At 43.1% G+C, this 21896-nt stretch carries 18 protein-coding genes and 1 pseudogene; 5 read left to right on the top strand and 14 right to left on the bottom strand.

Annotated features, from left to right (window positions below; translation table 11 throughout):
• Positions 1-61 precede the first annotated feature (61 nt).
• The 3 genes from licT to RA086_RS11985 all read right to left on the bottom strand — a co-directional run bounded on the left by licT (position 62) and on the right by RA086_RS11985 (position 2327).
• Entirely contained in the window at positions 62-907 is an 846-nt protein-coding gene (gene licT / locus RA086_RS11975) for a BglG family transcription antiterminator LicT (RefSeq protein WP_308704015.1), read from the bottom strand.
• Between the two features lie 344 nt (positions 908-1251).
• Positions 1252-2112, bottom strand: coding sequence for an aldo/keto reductase (locus RA086_RS11980; RefSeq protein WP_407659094.1), 861 nt, complete (start codon positions 2110-2112; stop codon positions 1252-1254).
• Complete coding sequence (locus tag RA086_RS11985) at positions 2112-2327, bottom strand: hypothetical protein (protein ID WP_308704017.1); 216 nt, start codon at positions 2325-2327, stop codon at positions 2112-2114. The genes RA086_RS11980 and RA086_RS11985 overlap by 1 nt, the downstream gene beginning before the upstream one ends.
• 147 nt (positions 2328-2474) lie before the next feature.
• On the opposite strand from RA086_RS11985, the gene RA086_RS11990 reads away from it, so the two are divergent.
• Positions 2475-3356, top strand: a complete 882-nt coding sequence (locus RA086_RS11990) for a LysR family transcriptional regulator (protein ID WP_308704018.1) — start codon at positions 2475-2477, stop codon at positions 3354-3356.
• 53 nt (positions 3357-3409) lie between these two features.
• Here RA086_RS11990 and RA086_RS11995 read toward each other — a convergent pair whose 3' ends face one another.
• From RA086_RS11995 to RA086_RS12005, 3 genes are all read right to left on the bottom strand, one after another.
• A complete protein-coding gene (locus tag RA086_RS11995) occupies positions 3410-4570 on the bottom strand; it encodes a DUF998 domain-containing protein (protein ID WP_308704019.1) in 1161 nt (386 codons plus the stop codon).
• A 743-nt stretch (positions 4571-5313) separates the two neighbouring features.
• Positions 5314-6177 carry an aldo/keto reductase gene (locus RA086_RS12000; protein ID WP_308704020.1) on the bottom strand — a complete coding sequence of 288 codons (864 nt, stop codon included), beginning with the start codon at positions 6175-6177 and terminating at the stop codon, positions 5314-5316.
• 2 nt (positions 6178-6179) lie between these two features.
• Complete coding sequence (locus RA086_RS12005; protein WP_308704021.1) at positions 6180-7049, bottom strand: aldo/keto reductase; 870 nt, start codon at positions 7047-7049, stop codon at positions 6180-6182.
• Between the two features lie 115 nt (positions 7050-7164).
• Between RA086_RS12005 and RA086_RS12010 the strand changes: the two are divergent.
• Positions 7165-7390: pseudogene (locus tag RA086_RS12010) on the top strand (LysR family transcriptional regulator); the annotation flags it as partial.
• Positions 7391-7664: 274 nt separating this feature from the next.
• On the opposite strand, the gene RA086_RS12015 reads toward RA086_RS12010, so the two are convergent.
• The 4 genes from RA086_RS12015 to RA086_RS12030 all read right to left on the bottom strand — a co-directional run bounded on the left by RA086_RS12015 (position 7665) and on the right by RA086_RS12030 (position 12181).
• Positions 7665-9122: an NCS2 family permease gene (locus tag RA086_RS12015; RefSeq protein WP_308704022.1), complete on the bottom strand. Its 1458-nt coding sequence runs from the start codon at positions 9120-9122 to the stop codon at positions 7665-7667.
• A gap of 477 nt (positions 9123-9599) precedes the next feature.
• Entirely contained in the window at positions 9600-11525 is a 1926-nt protein-coding gene (locus tag RA086_RS12020) for a copper-translocating P-type ATPase (protein ID WP_308704023.1), read from the bottom strand.
• A complete protein-coding gene (locus RA086_RS12025) occupies positions 11525-11797 on the bottom strand; it encodes a cupredoxin domain-containing protein (RefSeq protein WP_308704024.1) in 273 nt (90 codons plus the stop codon). Before RA086_RS12025 ends, RA086_RS12020 begins: the two co-directional genes overlap by 1 nt.
• A 12-nt stretch (positions 11798-11809) precedes the next feature.
• The gene (locus tag RA086_RS12030; RefSeq protein WP_308704025.1) at positions 11810-12181 is read right to left on the bottom strand and encodes a cupredoxin domain-containing protein; all 372 of its coding nucleotides are present in this window, start codon (positions 12179-12181) and stop codon (positions 11810-11812) included.
• Positions 12182-12401: 220 nt separating this feature from the next.
• Here RA086_RS12030 and RA086_RS12035 point away from each other — a divergent pair, with 220 nt between their 5' ends.
• Entirely contained in the window at positions 12402-13442 is a 1041-nt protein-coding gene (locus RA086_RS12035; protein WP_308704026.1) for a zinc-binding dehydrogenase, read from the top strand.
• A 107-nt stretch (positions 13443-13549) separates the two neighbouring features.
• Complete coding sequence (locus tag RA086_RS12040; protein ID WP_308704027.1) at positions 13550-13855, top strand: hypothetical protein; 306 nt, start codon at positions 13550-13552, stop codon at positions 13853-13855.
• Positions 13856-13920: 65 nt separating this feature from the next.
• Here RA086_RS12040 and RA086_RS12045 read toward each other — a convergent pair whose 3' ends face one another.
• The 4 genes from RA086_RS12045 to RA086_RS12060 form a co-directional block, all read right to left on the bottom strand.
• Entirely contained in the window at positions 13921-14493 is a 573-nt protein-coding gene (locus RA086_RS12045) for an NADPH-dependent F420 reductase (RefSeq protein ID WP_308704028.1), read from the bottom strand.
• Between the two features lie 166 nt (positions 14494-14659).
• Positions 14660-17728 (bottom strand): LamG-like jellyroll fold domain-containing protein, encoded by a 3069-nt coding sequence (locus RA086_RS12050; RefSeq protein ID WP_308704029.1) that lies wholly within the window; start codon positions 17726-17728, stop codon positions 14660-14662.
• Between the two features lie 219 nt (positions 17729-17947).
• A complete protein-coding gene (gene nagE / locus RA086_RS12055; RefSeq protein WP_308704030.1) occupies positions 17948-19930 on the bottom strand; it encodes an N-acetylglucosamine-specific PTS transporter subunit IIBC in 1983 nt (660 codons plus the stop codon).
• A 505-nt stretch (positions 19931-20435) separates the two neighbouring features.
• Positions 20436-21233: a hypothetical protein gene (locus RA086_RS12060; protein ID WP_308704031.1), complete on the bottom strand. Its 798-nt coding sequence runs from the start codon at positions 21231-21233 to the stop codon at positions 20436-20438.
• A gap of 108 nt (positions 21234-21341) precedes the next feature.
• Between RA086_RS12060 and RA086_RS12065 the strand changes: the two genes are divergently transcribed.
• Positions 21342-21884: a TetR/AcrR family transcriptional regulator gene (locus RA086_RS12065; RefSeq protein WP_308704032.1), complete on the top strand. Its 543-nt coding sequence runs from the start codon at positions 21342-21344 to the stop codon at positions 21882-21884.
• Positions 21885-21896 lie beyond the last annotated feature (12 nt).

Below are 21896 nucleotides of genomic sequence, written 5' to 3' on the forward strand. Positions count from 1 at the left end.
ATAGACGTCGACTGGATTACTTGGGTTTTGCCTAATTTAATAGTTACAATCCCACTAATTATTATTGTGCTTCATTCAACATGCGCTGGATGTGAATGGTTAAATAAATTTGTTCATTCATCGAGACCGGTTGAGCCGTGGTCGTCTGAATGAATGCCACAATTTTCTCAACGCAAGCAAACGCCCGCGGATACTTTTGTGACACATGTTCAAATAAGAATTCGTCTTCGGTTCCTGCCGACTTATCGGCTTGTTTCAGCGTCAAACGCTCGGCAAAGAATCGTAAATGGACTAAGAACCGTTGCAAGCTTAAACTCTCTTCACTCATCGTTAACGATAACTGATATTTGACAATATTTAGAATATCATTGATTAATTTTGTCATGGCCACCGTTTGATCACCATTGGAATCCGCCATACTGTTTTCCACGAACTTCATTGCAATGAATCCCGCTTCGTCATCTGGCAATTGGACTTGAAAACGTTTCGCAATTAAAGCTAACGCCTGATGACCCACTTCATATTCATGATGATAGATTCGTTTGATTTCCCAAAGAATCTCATTTTTAATGTCCATCTGATGTTGATGCCGATAGACGGCAAAATGAATATGATCCGTCAAAGAAATCAATAAGTAACCATTAAATTTAGTTTGGAGCTGTTTTTCAGCCAAATCAATAATTTCAGACGTTAATTCAAAGTAGTCGGGTTCAATATCACTCATCAATGACTGGAAATTTGCCAACCAATTATCAGCGGTCGGTGTATAAGTTTTCGTCACTAAATGCTCATCCACAATTTCGCCCGTTTTCTTTTGAAAACCGAGACCTTTGCCAATCAACACCACTTCGTGACCCTGTTGTTCAGCAAGCAACACATTGTTATTAAAGACTTTCTTGATCCGCATGCCTCACGCCCCTCGACTCTTGGTCCAAAATTAAAAACCCAACAATTTTGCGACCAGTGATAGTTACTAGTATATCACGGTCCACAAAATTATCAGGTTTTGCCCACTAACGTGTTAGCGGTAACAATCCTTATTTACAGTTTCCTAGTATAACGGCGCAGGAAAACGATTGCAAGGATTTTATTTGCGCTTTCATCCTTGGACTTAGCCCAGCTCGGCTAAAATCCCGATTCTGCACCAATCGTCGGCCTAGACCAGTTGCAAAATTAATTGTCAGTTTCAGGTTGACTAATGATCTGTCTGCCACCAGGCAATTAACATTGTCATTTAACGCAACTCGAGGCCTAATCTTGATGACCACTATAAACAGGAAAGGCACTATCATTGCCATAGTCTGCCATTTTAACTGCTTCCAAAGTTGTCATATCAACCGCTGAAATCTCAAACGCTAAGTCGGCATTGTTTTGCATGTGAGCGACACTGCTAGCTTTCGGCAATGGCACTAATCCCAATTGCAACGCATATTTAATGGCTAATTGTGGCACACTAACCTGATACTTTTTCGCCATGCGCGTAATCTCAATCGATTTCATCATCGCACCATGCGCAACTGGTGAATAAGCTTCCACTAAAATTCCTTTACTTTGCGCATAATCAATCAAGTCAAATGGCGTATTTCCAATATGTGCCAAGACTTGATCAACCATTGGTGCCACCTGGCCATTTTCCAGCAAGTTATCAAGATCAACTTTTTCAAAATTCGACACGCCAATTGCCCGCAATTTACCGGCTTGATACGCTTCTTCCAATGCTCGCCAGGCTTCTTGATTACCTTCAAAATAATGATTGCCACTGCGGAAATCAGCCCACGGTTCAGGGCTATGAATAATCATCATGTCAAAGTAATCCAATCCGGCGCGTGTCAATGAATCATCGATCGCCTGTTTTGCACCAGCATAAGTTTTCAAATCAGCCTCTAGTTTCGTATTCACAAATAGTTTATCACGTGACACATCACTAGTGCGAACTCCTTCGCCAACCCCACGCTCATTTCCATAACCTTGGGCTGTATCGATGTGTCGATAGCCGAGCTTAATGGCTTCGCGAACTTTGGCCGCCGCTTGATCATCTTCAATCATCCAAGTACCAAAGCCAAGTTTGGGAATTTTAACCCCATTACTTAATTGAGCCGTTTCATTTAAAATCATTTTGAGACATCCTTTCCTGGTTGCAATTGCTTTATTAAAAAATCCGTACAATATAACTGCTGCTGCCCTCGATGAACCCTTACCAACAATCCTTGCCGATAACGACCGAGCACCAATCGTTGCTGCGGTTGAGATAATTTGAGTACCTGCTCGACTTGTCCCACTGACATGCCAGCATCCTGTAACGCGCTCGCTGTGAGTGATTGTTTCATTTTTACCCTCCTCAACTGAACAACTTGATTATAAAGGGCATTATAAACAATTACTAACACTTCTTTTACATGGCTAGTGATGCTTTTTATTCATAGCTAGATATGATAGGATTAAAATGGATTTTTAGTGGAAATGAGGTCGATTTAATGGACGTTCGAATTTTAAAATATTTTTTAGCAGTTGCTCAGGAACAAAATATCACGCGTGCAGCTGAAACATTACACACATCTCAATCTAACTTGTCCCGCCAATTAGCGGCCCTAGAGGCAGATCTTGGCAAGCCACTAGTCATTCGTGGCAGTCGTCAGATCACCTTAACGGTTGAAGGAATCTTTCTTCGCAAACGGGCGCAAGAAATTACTGATCTAGTTGACCGCACGACAGCCGATCTAACTCATTTCGACGAGGCTATTAGCGGCGATGTTTATCTGGCGGCAGCTGAAACACCCGCCATGCGTTTATTAGCTGATGTCATGTTGGCCGTTCAAGCGACCCATCCACAAATCATCTTTCACGTTTTCTCTGGCAGCACAATTGAGGTCACTGAAAAATTAGACACTGGTTTAGTCGATTTCGGCATTCTGGTTGAACCAGTTGCACTTCAAAAGTACGACCATCTTCGTTTGCCAGTCAATGATACTTGGGGGCTTTTGATGCGTCGAGATAGTCCGCTGGCAAAGTTAGCTACGATTACACCGGCCGACATTCGTGACCAACCCATTCTCGGCTCCCGCCAAATGCTTGATGGCAACGTTCTGTCAGGTTGGCTCGGTAGTGATCCCCATGAGTTGAATGTGATTGCAACATTTAATTTGATCAATACCCCAGCCATGATGATCGAACGAGGAATGGGCTATGCCTTTACTTTCAGTAACTTGATCAACACAACCGGCAATCCCAATCTTTGCTTTCGACCACTCAGCCCTAAACTAGAGACTGGCTTACATCTCCTTTGGAAAAAGTATCAAGTACTCACGCCAGCAAATAAATTGTTCTTGGCCGCACTCCGTAAAAGAATGCAATTTTAATCGTAAAACGTGGGACCAACGACTATTAATCCGTCGTTGGTCCCACGTTTTGTTTATTTTTTCGTAATCGTACTTTCAATCCCAGTATCAATCAGCGTTTCAATTCGGTCCAACAACATTAACAACCAACCAAAAGCCATCAGAAAGCCGACCACTTCAAAGGCCGTCAATGAAAAATAGCCAATCCCCTGAAAAAGGATTTCAGCGAGAATAAGTGCCCCGCCAACACCGTATGACAAGTACAAAAAATCTTTCGAAACATTTGGAAGTAGCCAGCGAATCCCCACGATCAGCGCAATAATCAGATAAACTAATATAATCGCAAACTGATCGTGGACCGCGTGCGACCACGCATTATTGGGAAAAACGCCCACTAATCCCAGATCAACGGCTGTTAGCGTGAGTAAAATTCGCAAAACAAGCAACCGTCGTGAATGAGGAAAAACACCATGCAAACTGACGAACAAATAATCGATCAACGCAATCATCAACAGCGCCGCAAAAATCAAGGTGGCATTAAAGCCCCAACCGCTCGATGCATTGCTAGTCCCAAGAAAGCTCAAATTATGCTGCCACCAATAACGCTGGTTGTTCACCGCCATGGAAATCGCCACACCGCTAATAATCACCAGCGTTAAAACCGTGGATAATAGGCTGGCATCCACGATCAAGGACAGGTAGACCATCGCAAAATTAGTAACGATTACAAAGACAAATAAAATAATACTGGCAGTAAAGAAATCAAACGTGGCGCCATTAAAAAGAACACCCAACAACCACATCGCGCCAATTAGGACTAACGCCAAAATTAAAGCAAAAGATAACACAATGACCGGAAAATTTCGCCAATAAATGTTTTTAATGAAATGATTGTGTGGATTATTGCGGTCATGAATAAAAAAGCCTGCAAATAAGAGCATACCCATGACCACGCCAATTAAAATAATTGCTGTAGCCAACGAGTTATCACCACTTAATTTGATGTACTGAATATTCTGAGTCAAGCAAAAAATATAATAGCCAATACTTGCCAAAAAGGCCATCACTACTGGCCAGATCCACACCCGTTTTTGAAAAATACTCAAACGCGACTCCTCGAATTGAACGACGAGCCGCCCCCTTTTAACAATCAACTTCGCTGAATCTTGATCTTTAAGTTGAAAATGTTCCCCGATTTCTGCCGGGATGGTTAACTGATAATCCTGCTTTTTCATTGATTCCTCCGCGTGTCCTGTGCAACTCATAAGCTTCATTATAGCAAATTATGACACTGGGATTGAACAGTTAACCTGATTAAAAAAATAATTAGCTCATAATTGATAATGATTAAGCTAATACGTGTTTTACAGACGAGGCGATCAACCTTCACACGAGTGTATCGTAGCGATCATATTTATCAATTGTCCGTCTCAGTGGACCAGCACGTTTGCTGTGAGGCAGACCTGCAGCCAAAGGACGGTCTGCAGGGCGCTTTCAAGCCGAAATTCACGTCTTAAAAGTCGGCCAGACACTAACCTGGGTTAAACCACCCAGCTAAGTGTCTCGACACGGCAAACGAGCTAGTCCACTCCGATGTTAGATAGTAATTTAACAAGTGAACATCAATTAAACCAGTATCAACGAAAGGTCAATTGATATTAGGGTGCAGATTAGTGTAGGGCGGGCTGGATGATGCTCAGTGGTGAAATTTCTCTTTGCTGGTGGGCTTTCCAGCTTAGAAAAACCCGGATTGTGAGACCGCCCTTTGGCTCACAAACGTGGCCACCACGTTCCAGCATCAGTCCAGACCAACCGGAACGACGAGCTAAGCAGATATCCATAAATACACTAGCTACCCATATTAGTTTGACAAGTTAATTTATTTACCATTTTTTGGCACATAAAAAAATGGATGGGCACTGCGCTCAAATTAAAAGCAGTACTCACCCATTTCTAAAACTAAACAGACAAAACGACATTAATGAGCTGCGTGCACATCAAAGGCACCCAACAGCATTTCCTTAACACCGGCAGCATCGGGATCATGCCGGCCCTTACCAGTATCTAATTGTTGCATGGCCGTCAACTCTGAATCAGTCAATTTGAAATCAAACAACGCTAAATTACTTTTGATTCGGGAAACATGAACAGATTTTGGAAAAACGATGATACCACTTTGATTTTCAAAGCGTAAGATGATTTGACCGGCGTCCTTGTCATACTTTTCAGCCAATTTCGTAATCACTGGGTCATTTAATAAGGCTTGGTTTCCTTGACCTAGGGGTGCCCAAGCTTCCAACTTAACCTCATCCTTGGCTAACAACTCCCGCAACGGCTTTTGTTGAAAATAAGGATTAAATTCCACTTGGTTCACGGCTGGAATGGTCTCAAATTGTGGCATAAAGTGTTGCCAAATCTTGGGAGTCATATTAGAAACCCCAATCGACCGGATTTTACCCGCTCGTTGCGCAGCACCCATCGCCCGCCAAGCCCCTGGCACGTCGCCATATGATTGATGAATCAAGTAGAGATCCATGTAATCTAAACCAAGCTGGCTTAAAGACGTGTCAATAGCTTTCGTCGCCGCTTCAAAGCCAAAATCTTGAAGCCATAATTTACTGGTCACCCAAATTTCATCGCGCGGAATCCCACTTGCTTTAATGGCTTGGCCCACTTCAGCTTCGTTAAAGTAAGCTACGGCCGTATCAATATGGCGATAACCAATTTTCAAAGCCTCACTAACAGCACGGTAAGTCGATCCGTCATTCGGAATCTGAAAAGTCCCAAAACTGATGGCTGGAATTTCATTACCATCATTTAATTTAATTGTTGGTGTCATCATAATTACCTCTTCAATTTTTTGAGATCAGCGCCGAAAATTTGTTCAATCGTGACTGGATCACGGTGATCAAAGAACTGACTCTCTTTCCGGTCCAAACTCGTCATCGTTTGCATCTCAGCTTCAGTTAATTTGAAATCAAAAACAGCTATATTTTCAGCCATCCGCGCGGGATGCACCGATTTAGGAATCACTGTAATCCCCCGTTGTAACAACCAGCGCAAAATAACTTGCCCAACTGATTTACCATGAGCCTGCGCAATTTTGGCAATGGTTGGATCGGCGAAAATACCATGCTTACCTTCCGCAAACGGCGCCCATGCTTCGACTCGGACTTCTTCACGTTGATTGAAAGCCACTTCTGTCGGTTGTTGATACCAAGGATTCACTTCAATTTGGTTAACTGCTGGTTTCACAGTCATCGTTAACTCTAAATTTTTCAATTGATCCGCATAAAAATTAGAAACGCCAATTGCGCGAATCTTCCCAGCCTGGTAGGCTTCTTCAAGAGCTCGCCATGCGCCCATCACATCGCCGTATGGTTGATGTAATAAATATAAATCAAGATAATCTAATCCTAATCGTTCTAAAGACGCGTCAATCCCCTTTTTAGCACGATCATAAGTAAAATCTGAAACCCATAACTTCGACGTGATAAATAGATCTTCTCGTTTAAGTCCACTCTTCTGAATTGCACGCCCAACTGCCGCTTCATTTTGATAAGCCGTCGCGGTATCAATCAAGCGATAACCGGCCGACAACGCTGCCGTAACTGCGGTTTCACACTCAGCTAAATCTGGCACTTGGAAAACACCAAAACCAAGTTGTGGCATTTCAACACCATTGTTTAATTTAATTGTTGGGATAGTTGTCATCTTATCGTCCTGCTTTCTTCGTTTGTATGAGACTACTTTAACCCCAACCATATTGTCTGAAAATTACTACTTTAGCATGCTAGCATACAGGCAACGTATACTGAGGTGAGGCTAAATGCTAGATAACTACCTATTACAAGAACTCGTCACCTTTTCGGCCACTGGTACCCTCGCTAAAACAGCGGCCAAACTGAACGTCACTCAACCGACCGTCACCCGTGGCATGCAAAAACTAGATATTGCTTTGGGCGTCCGTCTCTTTGAACGTCAACCCAATCGACTTAGCTTAACCGTCACCGGGGAACTGGCAGCAAAAGAAGCCACCAAGTTATTGCAAACCAATCACCAATTGGTTACCACCGTCCGCAATTTTGACCCAAGCCAACAAAGGCTCAGAATTGGCATGAGTGATATTGGGCCATGGCGACAAATCATCCAACGAGCGATTTCCGGCGCACGTTTCTTTTATCAGAAACAACGTGACGCCTTCATTGAAATCACAAAACATTCTGAATAGGCCGGACTATGAGAGTCACCAGTTTAGACTTCGAACCATAAAAAGAACTCATCATCTTATGCCACGATGATGAGTTCTTTTTGTCGAATAGTGATTAGTTAGACTAAAGCTAACACTAAGAAGTTGATTACGAATAGCGCTGAAACACCCCAGATTAAGGGATGGACCGTCTTAGCCTTGCCATTAACTGTCCGAATGATGCAATAGAAAATAAATCCGGCGGCAATACCGTAAGTAATGTTGTACGCAAAGGCCATGATGAACGCCGTCATAAAGGCTGGAATGGCTTCATTTAAATCTGACCATGGAATCTTGCTGAAAGAACTCATCATCATAATCCCAACCAAAATCAAAGATGGCGCGATCGCTGCGGTTGGAATAATTGATAAGAGTGGTGAAGCTAAGGAACTTAGCAAGAATAAGATTGAAACAACCACACTAGTTAAACCGGTTCGCCCACCGGCACCAATCCCGGCAGAGCTTTCAACGTACGTCGTGATGTTGGAAGTCCCGAAGATAGAACCAACCCCCGTAGCGATGGAATCTGCAAATAATGCTTTGTCTAGTTTTGATTTAAAACCAGGCGCCTTTTCCAAAGCTAATTCTTTTTCACCAGAGAAGATTCCCGTCTGACGACCAGTCCCGATAAAAGTTCCTAAAGAATCAAACGTATCTGACAAACTAAATGACAAAATCGTCATCAAAACTAAAATGATCCGATTTTGAGAAGCAAACAGCGACCCCATCCCTTTTGATGAAAATGCCGCGAGAAAAGTTGTGCCTAATTGATGAAACGATGCTCCCAAAGAATAATCACTCGCCAAATGTAAATCAGTGACCCCCATCGGAAACCCAATAATTGTCGTTGCGATGATCCCAATCAATAAAGCTCCAGGGACTTTCTTTACTTTTAGAATGACGGTCAAAATCAAACCAATCAACGCTAAAACCAAAGCTGGCGAATTGAACATTTGTAACGCCGGCGTGACACTCCCGTTAGAAACGACTGTGCTAATACCGTGTTGGAATGTCGTTTGAGCGGCGTGATAGACTTTGCTGTTAATTGATGTGATGCTCGTCGCATCGGTCGTGAAATTAAGAAAGTTCGCGTTTTTCAATCCTGCATAAGCAATAAACGCCCCAATCCCACCACTAATGGCAAGCTGTAGATTGATTGGAATGGCTGAAATCAGCATTTTTCGAATCTTCGTTGCCGTAATCACAATATTGATAATGCCACAGAAGAAAACTAATGCTAGTCCTTCTTGCCAGGTAAAACCTAAGCTCATCACAACGGTATACGTGAAGAAAGCGTTCAAGCCCATTCCCGGAGCCAGCGCGTATGGCACGTTGGCGAACAGTCCCATGACTAAAGTTCCGGCGACTGACGCAATAATTGTAGCCAAGAAAACCGCCTGTTGTGGCATTCCTGTTTGGCCTAAAATCTGTGGGTTAACGAATAAAATATATGACATGGCAAAAAAAGTTGTAACACCCGCACCAATTTCAGTCCCAACAGTCGTTCCTGATTCCTTGAGCTTGAAAAATTTATCCAAAATCAATTCCTCCTTGAAATACGAACAATTCGTGTCAAAAATAATTAAATGTTAACTATTTCATAAATACTATAACAGAACTTTTCATAAAATAACAGTAAATTTTATAAAATAGTTGAACTTTATTTTGTTCATTATCATAATTGTTCGTATTTTACACACCTACGCGTAAAATCTTGGGTTAACCACCTATTTGTTCGTTATTGGCTATATCCTAGTTTTGAATTAGTCTGTCCGTTTATATTTATCCACAAAGTACTGTGGGAATTATGCCACGCTTGCTCGAAACAGCCGCTAAGTATCCTTTTGTTTAATTACCGATTCACTTAATAACCTGTATACTCATAAATTCCGTAAAACACACCAAAAAAAGTCTTTGCCAGCCATAATTTGCTCGCAAAGACTTTATATTTTCCATCATCATAAACTATTTATGACCAATAGACCTCATTTAAACCCAAAATACCTTTCAATATTTCAAACTGGTTGAACTTTCGAACCAATCTTCGCTCGATTCAATAAAACAGAACTCGTGACAACCGAAAGTGAACTAAATGCCATCGCTAAGCCAGCTAATTCGGGGCTTAACGTGAGGCCAATGGCAAAGAAGATTCCAGCAGCGACCGGAATTCCAAGCACGTTATAAATGAACGCCCAGAACAAATTAAGTTTAATACGGTTAAAAGTTTTTCGACTCAAAGCCAGGGCTTTGTCAACATCACGTAAATCATTTTTAACGAGGACAATTCCTCCAGCATCGATGGCAATATCTGTCCCAGAACCCATCGCAATACCCACATCCGCCATGGTCAAGGCCGGTGCATCGTTGATGCCATCACCAACAAAGGCGACTTTACCCGTTTGTTGGAACGCCTTTACTTGGTCGGCTTTATCGCCTGGCAAAACATCCGCAATCACTTCATCGATCCCAACTTGTTGGGCAATCGCTTGTGCAACCCGCTCGTTATCACCAGTCAGCATGACCGTTTTTAGCCCGCGAGCCTTCAACTTCGCAATTGCTTCTGCTGACGTGGCTTTAGCAACATCCTGAATCGCAATCAGCCCAATAATACGCTCGTCTAAACCAACAAATACCACTGTTTTAGCTTCATTTTGCAACCGGATTTCTTGTTGAGCCAACTTATCATCAAGCTTAAAATCAGTCAATAATTTGTGATTACCAACAAAGCCGTTATGCCCATCAAATTGAGCCGCCACGCCTTTTCCTTCAATCGCCCGAAAACCGCTGACCGGTTGTGCCGAGATTTTAGCCGCTTGGGCCCGTTTGAGAATTGCCGCTGCCAAGGGATGCTCAGATGATTCTTCTAAGCTGGCCGCAATTCGTAAAACTTGCGCTTCATCTCCCACGATATCAGTCACTTGTGGTTGACCAACCGTGATCGTTCCCGTTTTATCAAAGACCACTGTTTTGACGTCATTGACTGCTCCCAAAACTTCCCCATTTTTGATTAAAATACCCATTTTAGCACCACGTCCGGTCCCAACCATCAATGCAGTGGGTGTGGCCAAACCAAGCGCGCAAGGACAAGCAATAACTACTACGGAAACCGCAAAAATCAACGCACGGGCGACACTGGCATCCAAGAAAATAAACCAAGTTAGAAACGTTAGGATTGCCAAGATCAGCACGACCGGCACAAAAATGTCGGACACTTTGTCGGTCAACTTTTGGATAGGTGCGTGGCTGTTCTGCGCTTTTTTGACGAGAGTCACAATTTGTGACAGCATCGTCTGATCACCAACTTTATTCGCTTTCAATAGGAAAGTTCCGGTACTATTCATCGTCGCCCCGATGACCTTATCATTAACTTGCTTCGCCACTGGCATGCTTTCGCCTGTGACCATCGACTCGTCGACCGTGGAACGTCCCTTAACGATCACGCCATCCACGGGAACTTTTTCACCCGGTTTCACCCGAATGACATCATTCAAAACGACCGCTGATAACGGTAATTTCACGAATTCACCATCGCGTAAAACTTCAGCGTCCTTGGCCTGTAGGTTCGCTAACTTTTCGACCGCGTCAGACGCATTGTTGCGCATCCGTTCTTCGAAGACCTGCCCTAATAACACAAAGGTCGTCACAAACGCAGCACTTTCAAAAAAAACGGCCTGTTGCGTTAGCATCGCATAAAGACTGTACAGATAGGCCGTGACGGTCCCAATCGCGACTAGCGTATCCATATTGGCGTGATGTTTCTTGAATGATGCCCAAGCACTTTGAGCAAAGGGACCCGCTGAAACCACCATAATGATCGTCGTCAACCCCAGTTGTGTCCAGTTGCCACCCGGCAACATCCAGCCAAATGGCATCAAGATCATATTCGCCAACATCGGTAAGGATAAAACCAATGATAGCCAAAATCGTTTGGTCACAGTCATTAGACAATCACCACTTTTCCATGAAACATATCCATCCCACAACTAAACTCAAATTCACCAGTTTGGTCGGTCGAAATTTTGATCGTTTGGGGCTGATTTAATGGCAGCTCAGTTTCAAAATCCAAAGCCTTAGAATGAACCACGTCTAGACAGCCTTGCGCCTTCGTCCGCGTAAAAGTTAGTTCTGCGGAAAGCCCTTGTTTCAAGGTGACCACTTGAGGTTGGTAACTGCCTGCCACCGTAATGGCCGCTACTTGTTTATTTTCAGTCATGCGCTTTTCCTCCTATTTAATCGTCAATTTGCCATGAAACATATCCATCCCGCAGGCCCATTCATAATCGCCCGGCTTGCTCGTATCAATTTCAATTGATTCACGATGATTCTGCGGCAATTCTTGATTTATCCCAAAATCACTGAAAACCACGCGATCGAGACAAGTTGACGCATCTTTACGAGTAAAGTTTAAGACTGCCGGAACCCCTCGCTTCAAAACAATCTTTTCTGGTGAATACCCACCACTTACTTCGATATCCACAGACTGATGATTATCCTTTACCGCGGCTTCGGCGCTCGTAACCTGATGTTTCCCAAAGAACCACCATACAATAAATCCAATAATAGCAACGCCAACAAGTAAAACAATTAATTTTGTCATCAAACAACTTCCTCTCTTAAACCAGCTTTATTTACGATTACATTTGTAAACCACAAAAACCATCTTAATCGTATCGTTTACATTTGTCAACGATAAAATTCAAACATCGATCTTATGCTTTTTAGGCTGTTTCAACTATTCAAAATAAGTATTGGTTAATTCGGCAACTTGTTCCTATAATTGAGCTGGTTAATTAATTATGAATAGAGGCGTTCTTTAGATGAAAAGTGCAATTTTTATGGAACCTGGTAAGGTAACGGTTGAAGATTTAGCTAAACCCACGTTGAAAGCCCCCGATGACGTCATCATTCACGTTGTCCGGACTTGTGTTTGCGGCTCTGACCTTTGGGCTTATCGTGGTCTGGAACCTAAGGCCGCTCATTCAGAAAATTCTGGTCATGAAGCAATTGGCATCGTTGAAAGCGTTGGTGAAGCCATCACAACCGTTCAGCCTGGCGATTTCGTGATTGCCCCATTTACCCATGGCTGCGGTCATTGTGCCGCTTGCCTAGCGGGTTTCGATGGGGATTGTCAAAATCATGATGACAATTTTAGTGATGGTGTCCAAGCCGAATATATCCGTTTCCAGCATGGTGACTGGGCTTTAATTAAAATTCCTGGTCAACCGGCCGACTACAGTGATGCTATGCTGAATTCTTTACTTAGTCTCGCAGATGTCATGGCGACTGGCTATCACGCTGCGCGAGTTGCGCACGTTAAAACCGGTGATACGGTTGTGGTCGTTGGCGACGGTGCGGTAGGACTATGTGGGGTCATTGCTGCTGAATTACGTGGGGCCAAACGCATTATTGCCATGAGTCGACACGCTGACCGTCAACAATTGGCTTTGTCATTTGGCGCCACCGACATCATCGCTGAACGTGGCGATGAAGCCATCGCAAAGGTTATGACCTTAACTAATCAGGCTGGCGCGGATGCAGTACTTGAATGTGTCGGTACGGAATTATCAACTGAAACTGCGCTAAAAGCTGCCCGTCCAGGAGCGATTGTCGGTCGCGTGGGCTTGCCGCATGAGCCTAAGATGGACATGAGTGCTTCCTTCTATAACAACACAGCGATCGCTGGTGGTCCGGCCTCCGTCACCACTTACGACAAACAAGTCTTGTTGAAAGCTGTTTTAGACGGCGACATCCAACCGGGTAAAGTTTTTACAAAGCGCTTTAAACTAGACGATATCGATGCTGCCTATCAAGCCATGACGGCTCGTGAAGCAATCAAAGCACTGATCGTCATTGACTAATGTCACCGTATTGATCAATAAAAATTTATTTAGCTGGTGGCGCTTTCACATTCGACTTGTGTATATGTTATACTTTAAAAAAGTATACATAAGGAGTCCCGTTAATTATGGCTAAACAAATTTTAAATGATAATACTAAATATTATCGCCGTCATTCCACTGCTGACATTATTTTCGTCGTCGCTTTTCTACTATCAATCTTCATGATGCAAAAACTATATGCCCCAATTTTAGTGATTGTAGTTTATGTTCTTTACGCCGAATTTAGTAAAGTTGTGTTAGTCTCACCGGTCGATAATAAGATCGACAAAATACAGATTGATAAAGCAACTTGGAAATCCTACAAGAAACGGCATCATATTTCTACTTGGACAGAATATAACGCAGCGATGATCGATAACAAAAAATTTTAATCAAAAAAGGCCTGTAATTGCTTGGCATACACCAAGTCGTTACAGGCCTTTTCTAGTCTCAAAATTTACTTTTCGATAGCAAAGCCACCGGTCCAGCCAATCTTTTCTTTGGCTGCTAAAGTCATTTGTAAGAAGCCAAAACGCTCTAATTCACGCGCACGTTTCAACGCACCGGCATCAATAAATGCCACGCCACTATCCTTCAACGCAGCTTCCAAGGTTGCTTTAGCCTCGTTAGAATCACTAGCGGCCATGACCGTCGTTTGTTGATCACCAACTTGACGACTCTTCAAGGTTGCTGCAAACGTCGTGTTGAACCCTTTGATGAGCTTGGAATCAGGTAATAATTGTTTGAGTTGTTCAGCAGCTGAGCTATCAGCTGGCACAACCAAATCATCCCAAGTTTCAAAGTTCAATGGGTTGGTAATATCGATCACGATTTTACCAACTAATGCAGTCGGATTTGCTTTTGCAATACTAATTGCGGCTGGGTATGGCACCGCTAGCACCACGATATCGCCTAAATTTTTAACTGGATCACCATTGCCCAAGTAGCTGACTTGATTGCCACCTTGCTTGAAAACATCACCAATTGCTTGACCCATGTTACCTTTACCAAAAATCGTAATTGCTGCCATATAAAACCAACCCCCTGATTAATTTAAATTTATTTGTTTACGCTTTCAAGTTACGATAATTTACCGCTACTGTCAATTAATCCGTTTATAACGTAAAAAGCTAACCAGCACAATTAACAGGCTGGTTAGCTTTTCTACAATTAATTTTGATCAGTTTCAGTGTGTCTTATTGATGCCGTCGACGTAGCCAAAGGCCAACGCCACCAGCAATGGCTAGTATTACCCCACCTAAAACAGATAAGGCCATTTGAACCTGTTCGCCAGTTTGTGGCAACCAGCTTAATCCACTACCCGAATGCTTAGTATTAGCTGAATGACCACTATTGCTACTGTCATTTCCTGACGTTTGGGCGGTATTTTGATCCGGCTTTGCATCCGCTTCCGCACCATTATTAGCTGTTCCTGGTTTGGTATCTGAACCTGGAGTCGTGTCTGACCCTGGTTTAGTATCAGTACTTGGCTTCACATCTGAACCTGGTTTTACATCTGAACCTGGAGTCGTGTATGACCCTGGCTTAGTATCAGTACCTGGTTTCACATCTGAACCTGGCTTTGCGTCTGAACCTGGCTTTGCGTCTGAACCTGGCTTAGTATCAGTACCCGGTTTCACAACTGGATTTTCATTATCTGCAACCAATTTAGTACTATTGTCTAAATCGACCAGTACTTCTGAGCCTTGTGCTGTCCCCAACATAGCCTGCTTAACCGCAACTAATTTGTCGGCTTTCGTCTTAGCAGGTGTTAATTTAATCGTTGCTAAATTAGCCGTTGGTTGTTTTTTAAAGCTCAGCACAAGTTTCAAAACGCCGTTCTCAATAGTTTGACTCACAATCGTTGTGCCAGTTGGAACTTGAACTTGATCAATCGTCCGACCAGCCAAATCGATATGCATTTCAATTGCACGCGCTTCGTGTGACTTTTGTGCATTCGTTAGTTGCAAGGCAACTTGTTGACTAGATTGTGTTAGCTTAACTGTTTCAACTTGGCGTTGTTTTTTCTTTAAGTCCGTTTGTGCTAAAAAGGCCGTTTTATCGAAGACTTTCCCAGTCATATAATCTGGTTTCGGCACTTGTAAGGCATTTAAAACTAACGCACTAATATCCGCGTTACTCCCACCTTGTAATCGTCGACCACTATCAATGGTTTCGCCACCCATTGCCAAGAAAACATTCGTATTTGGTTCTTGCGTATCTTGACCGTGACCAATCCCGTGACCACCGTGATCCGCATTCGCAATTACTAACGTATCATGAGCATGACCAGTGGCTTCCAATTGATCCATGACCTTTTTAAACAAGCTATCATATTGCGCATATTGCGCCCAATAATTGTCGTTATACCAGCCTTTACTGTGTCCTTGACCATCCATGTAGTCACTTTGCATGTAGACTAAGGACGTATTAGAAAATTCTGGCTTACCAATATAATCAGCAACATCATCGAATGATTTCAGCTTGGCTGATGGCTGTGTCATCACTGCCGCATCTGGTTCTGTAATCCCATTTAGAATCTGTTTCCATTCTGCAAATGCCGCTGTACCTTGATGCGGATTATTTTGTTGTAAGACTTTGAAAATTGACGCAAATTCTGGTTTTGCTTTTCCAAAGTCAGCAAAGTAATGTTGTCCCGCACTGGCATTAGTGGCTTGGTATGGCGCTGGCAAGGTTCCCCATGGTCGGCCATGTAACATTGAAATATAATTTTGGGCCGAAATCGCTGGAATAACCGAATGGGCAGTCGTACTCATGGCAAATTTCTTATTGAATAAATCTAAGGTATACGTATTCTTACGTTTGGCTAAAATATCTGGATTTGCGGTCCACTGAGCCAAATCTCTGTTATTTGGTGAGTAATACATACCATTTGGATCCCAGGGATTGCCCCCGCCATCGGTGGTCAAAACAACCACGTGCTTATAAGGCTTAATTTCGGATTTGGCCGCAATTAAACTTTGTTCGACTTCTGGTGCTAACGCCACGTCACCGATTCCAATCACACCATCATTGTTGTAATCTTGGATATCCTTTGTGTGAATGTTCATTTGTTGTGAGGCAATTTGGGCCGTTTTACCATCTGGCTTAAAGGTTCTCAAATTAGCCCAACCCTGACCACTGGCTTTGGCTTTCAAATTAATATGGGCCAAGCGAGTCACATCATAACGTTCAAATTGTTCGTCGCTCAATTGTGCCGTCGTCGTAATCTTGATAGTTCCTGGCTTAACCGCCTCAACGGTTGTCGCGTCACCACCTAAAGTTTGATTAGCACCGACAAAATCAAAACTAGCCTTATCATAGATCAATTCAAGTGTTGTTGTACCATTGTTACTTTTCTTTGCTTGACGCGCATGGACATTTAACCCATAAGTATGACCGACAACAACATCTTTGGCGCCAACTAAGCCAGGAATTACGATTTGTGCCGTTTGACCGGGATCAACGACAACAGGTTCTTGCTTACCTACTTGTGCTACCTGATTTAAGTTGGCAACTTCAGCGGCCGTTAAAGCCCGCTTATACAATCGGGCTACTTTTACCGCACCGGTCAAGTTTGCTTGAACTTTATTATTAGGAGCACTATCGCCACCGACAACAAAGTTAGAGATGCCGTCGCCCTTTGGTTTGTTTAACGTACCCGGCGCCTTGACCGTTGAAACAAGTTGACCATCTAAGTATAATTTTGCGGTTTGATCCTGTTGATCATAAACGCCGACCGCATGGACCCATTTACCAGTCCGTAATTTCCCTTGGGGCTGCTTGTAGCTCTCCCCAACGTGGGCATAAAATATCACGTTACCGTTCTGAACCCCAAGTCCTAACCCACCTTTTTCTTGGTTAGAAAAGATTTCATGCTCAGTACTTTGGCCGGCATCATCTTTAAAATAGGCTTCAATTGCCATCCCATGTGCCATTTGGTCATAAAGATCATTTTGATAAGGTAACATATATCCAGAATGACCATCAAAACGGGCAACTTTGCCAGGGACAGCCTTGTCCGTCGTCAACTGCGGCTGACCGGTTGTTGAAATAGTTGCATCTGGATGTTTAGTATCCTGTAAAGCTGATTTCGAAAAATCAACATCAACCAACGCATGTTGTGAAAGATCAGCCGCTGGAATTGGCTTTGGTTGAGCAACAACGGCCGCAATTGCTGGCGATGCTACTGTGATGATTGGAGACATTGACGTGATCAAAATCGTTGAACAAGTCAGGGTCGTAATTAAGGCACGAGACTTCATAAAATAAACTCACTCCACTTAAATTAATAGATTTACTAAACTTAAGCATAGTCAATCGATGTAAACTTTTGACACGGTGATTGGTAAAGAAATGGTAATTTTTAGACATAGTTTCATAACCTGACATCAAAGTTGAGTCTCAAGATTAACTCTTTTTAGCTGATTCTAATCAAAAATAAGTCCAGGACAGTTGTCGTCCCCAGACTTATTTTTGAAAACTTATTTAGTTGTTGCCGTTAAAATCTTCGAACTGGAATCAACTTCATTAGTCATGATCTTAAACTTCAACAAACCAACCGCCGTCATATTCGTGATAATCACGATCATCGGTGTTTGTTTGCCAGCCGCTTTGATTGCGGCGAGATCAACCTTAGCGACCACATCACCATGCTTGACGGTTTCACCATCACTCACTTGAACATCGAATGGGGCGCCTTTAAGTTCGACCGTATCGATTCCCATGTGGAGTAAGACTTCTAATCCTGAAGTGGTCTTGAATCCAATCGCATGTTTGGTTGGAAAGACAGTCGTCACAGTCCCATCAACTGGGGCAGTAATCGTGCCAGTCGTAGGTTCGATAGCGAAACCATCGCCAAGCATTTTCTGTGCGAAGGTGTCATCTGGAACTTGTTCAATATCCATATAAGTCCCAGTCGCAACACTATAGAAGTCAGCAGCTAAGCCAGCTTTAACATCACTCATGGGTTCAGTCTCAACGGGCGCAGCCGTGGGTGACGTCACCGTAATTGGCGCATTGGTAGCTTTTAATTGTGACAAAGCATCCGCCACGAACTGGACTTCAGTGCCGACAATAATTTGTAAATTATGCTGATCGAGCACGTTTAGCCCTGGTACACCGGTCCGTTTGATGGCCGCCTCATCGATCTTAGCGGTATCCGCTAATTGTAACCGTAAACGCGTCGTACAATTATCGACCACTTGTAAGTTTTCTGAACCGCCTAAAGCGGCATAAATCTTTTTCGCTTGAATCGTATATTTATCATCAGTACTATCAGCTGGCACATCAATCGCCTCTGCTTCATCCGCAGCGGTCAATGGTTCGCGACCGGGCGTCATTAAGTTGAACTTCTTGATGGCAAAATCGAAACCGAAGTAGTAAACCGCAGCCATGACCAACCCTTGTAAGACAAGCATTAACGGATGGTTGGCAATTGGGTTTTTCAAACTCAAAACAAAGTCTACTAATCCAGCACTAAATGCGAAACCGGCCGTCCAATGCATGAAGGCCGCAAACGCCAACGATAATCCTGTGAAAATAGCATGTAACACGTACAGTGGCCAAGCCACAAACATGAAAGAGAACTCCAACGGTTCCGTAACCCCAGTGAAGAATGACGCGAATGCCCCCGCCATCATCAGTGAGGCCGTTTCAACTTTTCGTTCTGGCAAAGCATTACGATAAATCGCGTAGGCTCCGGCTGGCAACCCGAACATCATCACTGGGAAGAACCCAGCTTGATACATCCCAGTCACCCCTTTGACCCCTTTTGAAGCCAAAAACTTACCAATATCGTTAATGCCAGCAACATCAAACCAGAATACTGAATTCAAAGCTTGGTGTAACCCGGTTGGAATCAGCAAACGGTTGAAGAAACCGTATAGCCCAGCCCCAACTGCGCCTAAACCTAAGATGAACTTACTGAACGCCACTAATACATTATAAACTGGCGGCCAAACTAGCAGCAAAACGACACTGACAACCAGCATCACTAACGCGGCCAAAATTGGCACAAGGCGTTTTCCACTAAAGAACGATAACGCCATTGGCAACTTAGTTTCATGGAAGCGATTATACAGGGCCGCCGCAATCAAACCAGATAAGATCCCGATAAAAACGTTTCCAATTTGTGCAAACGAGGGATCAACAGCGGTAACTTTGAGATTTAATAACGTTGCAACTGATTCTGGCTTCAACACATTGGTAGGCATTTCAAAAGCCACTAACCCTGCTAAAGCCGCCGCCCCATCTTTGTCCTTGGACATACCTAACGCTAAACCAACCGCAAACAAGAGTGGTAATTGACCAAGGACCGCATTCCCACCTGCTTGCAAGAAATGGGCCACGACGTCAGGACTATATGACGCCCACCAATTCCCGATACCGACGAGCAACGCGGCCGCCGGTAGTACCGCAACGGGTAGTTGCAAAGAACGACCCATCCGTTGTAAATAAACTTTCATGTGATTCCCTCCTAGGAATAAATAAGTGCTGTAATCTTAATTCGAAGCTAAGCTTACAGTAAAGAAAGCGCTTTTTCAATCACTTTTCATTGGTCTATACAGGTATTATCAATAATACATATCAGCAGTTCCCATGTGGTCTAGGTTCAATGGAACCCGTTTTATTGATTGTCATGTAAGCAAAAATGTAAGCGTCAAAATTATCGGTCTAAGCTTTTAACCCCAACTAAAAATAATTTTAAAAATATTGGTTTACTACCAAAAGTGTTAGCTATGACGAACAGCCTAGCATCGCCTCGTAACCTCGGCATTTCCAATTATTTCAGCGTGATTGTTGCTACGATCAAAAAACTTTAGAACTCAAAAACTGATTGATAAGGACTCAGTCGTTCAAGTCGTTATCAATCAGTTTTTGTCGGCAAATCACTGAAAGGCTCATCACATCGTGCAACTGAGAGTGAAACCTTTCCAATTTTAAGTTAGTGGAACTATGGCTTCAGCAGTGCTACCAAATCGTCTTTTTGCCATTGGGTAGCTTGGCCGGTTTTGCCGGTAATCGTTTCAAAACGATTAATGTTCGGGCCGAAAATGCGATGGCAATGACCCCGATCACATAAAACCATGGATTATTTTGAATGCTGAAATAAGGACTAACCGCGGCCCACATATTCGTTGGTAAAAACGAATTAATCGTCCCAATCAAGATAACAATGGCTAAGCCCTTTGAGGCGCCCAACTGAGTACCACGCTTTTCCCAATATAAACCAGGCATGATGCCCATTAAAATATTTGTAAAAATATACCATTTGAACATCGCCGGATCGTTCATAAAGACTCGGAATAAATTGACCGTCGCAATCATTACGATGACCCAACCAGCGACCCGGAACCACGCTTCACGAATTGTCACATTGGCGCCCCAAATATCGGCTCGCTCCACATAAACACATTTAATTAAGTTGTAAACCTCAAACAAGGTCCACACTACTTCGGCCACTGCCGCAAAACTGAAAATCCAAAAACCGCCAACCGCATGTGAGGCCGTTGCAAATACCAAGATTCCCATCGAATCAATGGCAAAATAATAAGTATGCATTAATAAATTATAAGGTGACTTACCTTCACGATTCACTAACATGAAACTATAAATGTACTCAATAAAGCCAATGGCGAAAGTCAATCCCGCGACGAACAACGTCCCCATAAAATGCGGATTACTAGGACTAAATGCCGTCACAAAATCCGTTAATTGATAGCCATTCCCATGATAAGTCGCCACTAAACTAGTCAAAAAATGCCACATATTTAATCTACTCCTCGTTATTAATTTGATTGTGTATTATCATAGGCTTATCAATAAAGAGTTTAGCGTCACTTTTATAAAAAGTGTGCATTAACTGGAGATGATTTTTTGGACATCCGCGTTAGAAAAACAAAACAAGCTTTAACCGCTGCCTTATTTGAACGATTAGCAACACAACCCATTGACAGCATTACCGTGACCGCACTTTGTCAGACGGCAAAGATCAGTCGACGGACATTTTATATCCACTATGAACACGTCACGGATATTTTTGAAGACTATCAGTTGCGGCTCGCGGAACAAGTTGCCAATTCATTAAGTGGCCCTCATCTAGACGCGAGCACATTAATCGCCACTTTTGACCATATCTTAATGACCAACTTTTCTGGGTTCAAATATCTCTGTCTTAATCAGCAACAGCATCAACTGGTCGATCAATTACAACAAATGCTATTCGAAACCCTTTACGACACCTTACCCAAATCGCAAAAAACTCCCGCCAATCAGTTGGTCTTAACCTCACTGGCAGCGGGAGTGATGCAAACCTATATTTACTGGTTCAATCACGATCAGGCGTTGACCTATGCACTCGTTACTAAAACGAACCAAGCGTTAATTCATGCTAATCTCACCTTGCTGGAAAATAATTAATTTTCATAAATA

Source organism: Lactiplantibacillus brownii (assembly GCF_031085375.1).
GTDB lineage: Bacteria > Bacillota > Bacilli > Lactobacillales > Lactobacillaceae > Lactiplantibacillus > Lactiplantibacillus brownii.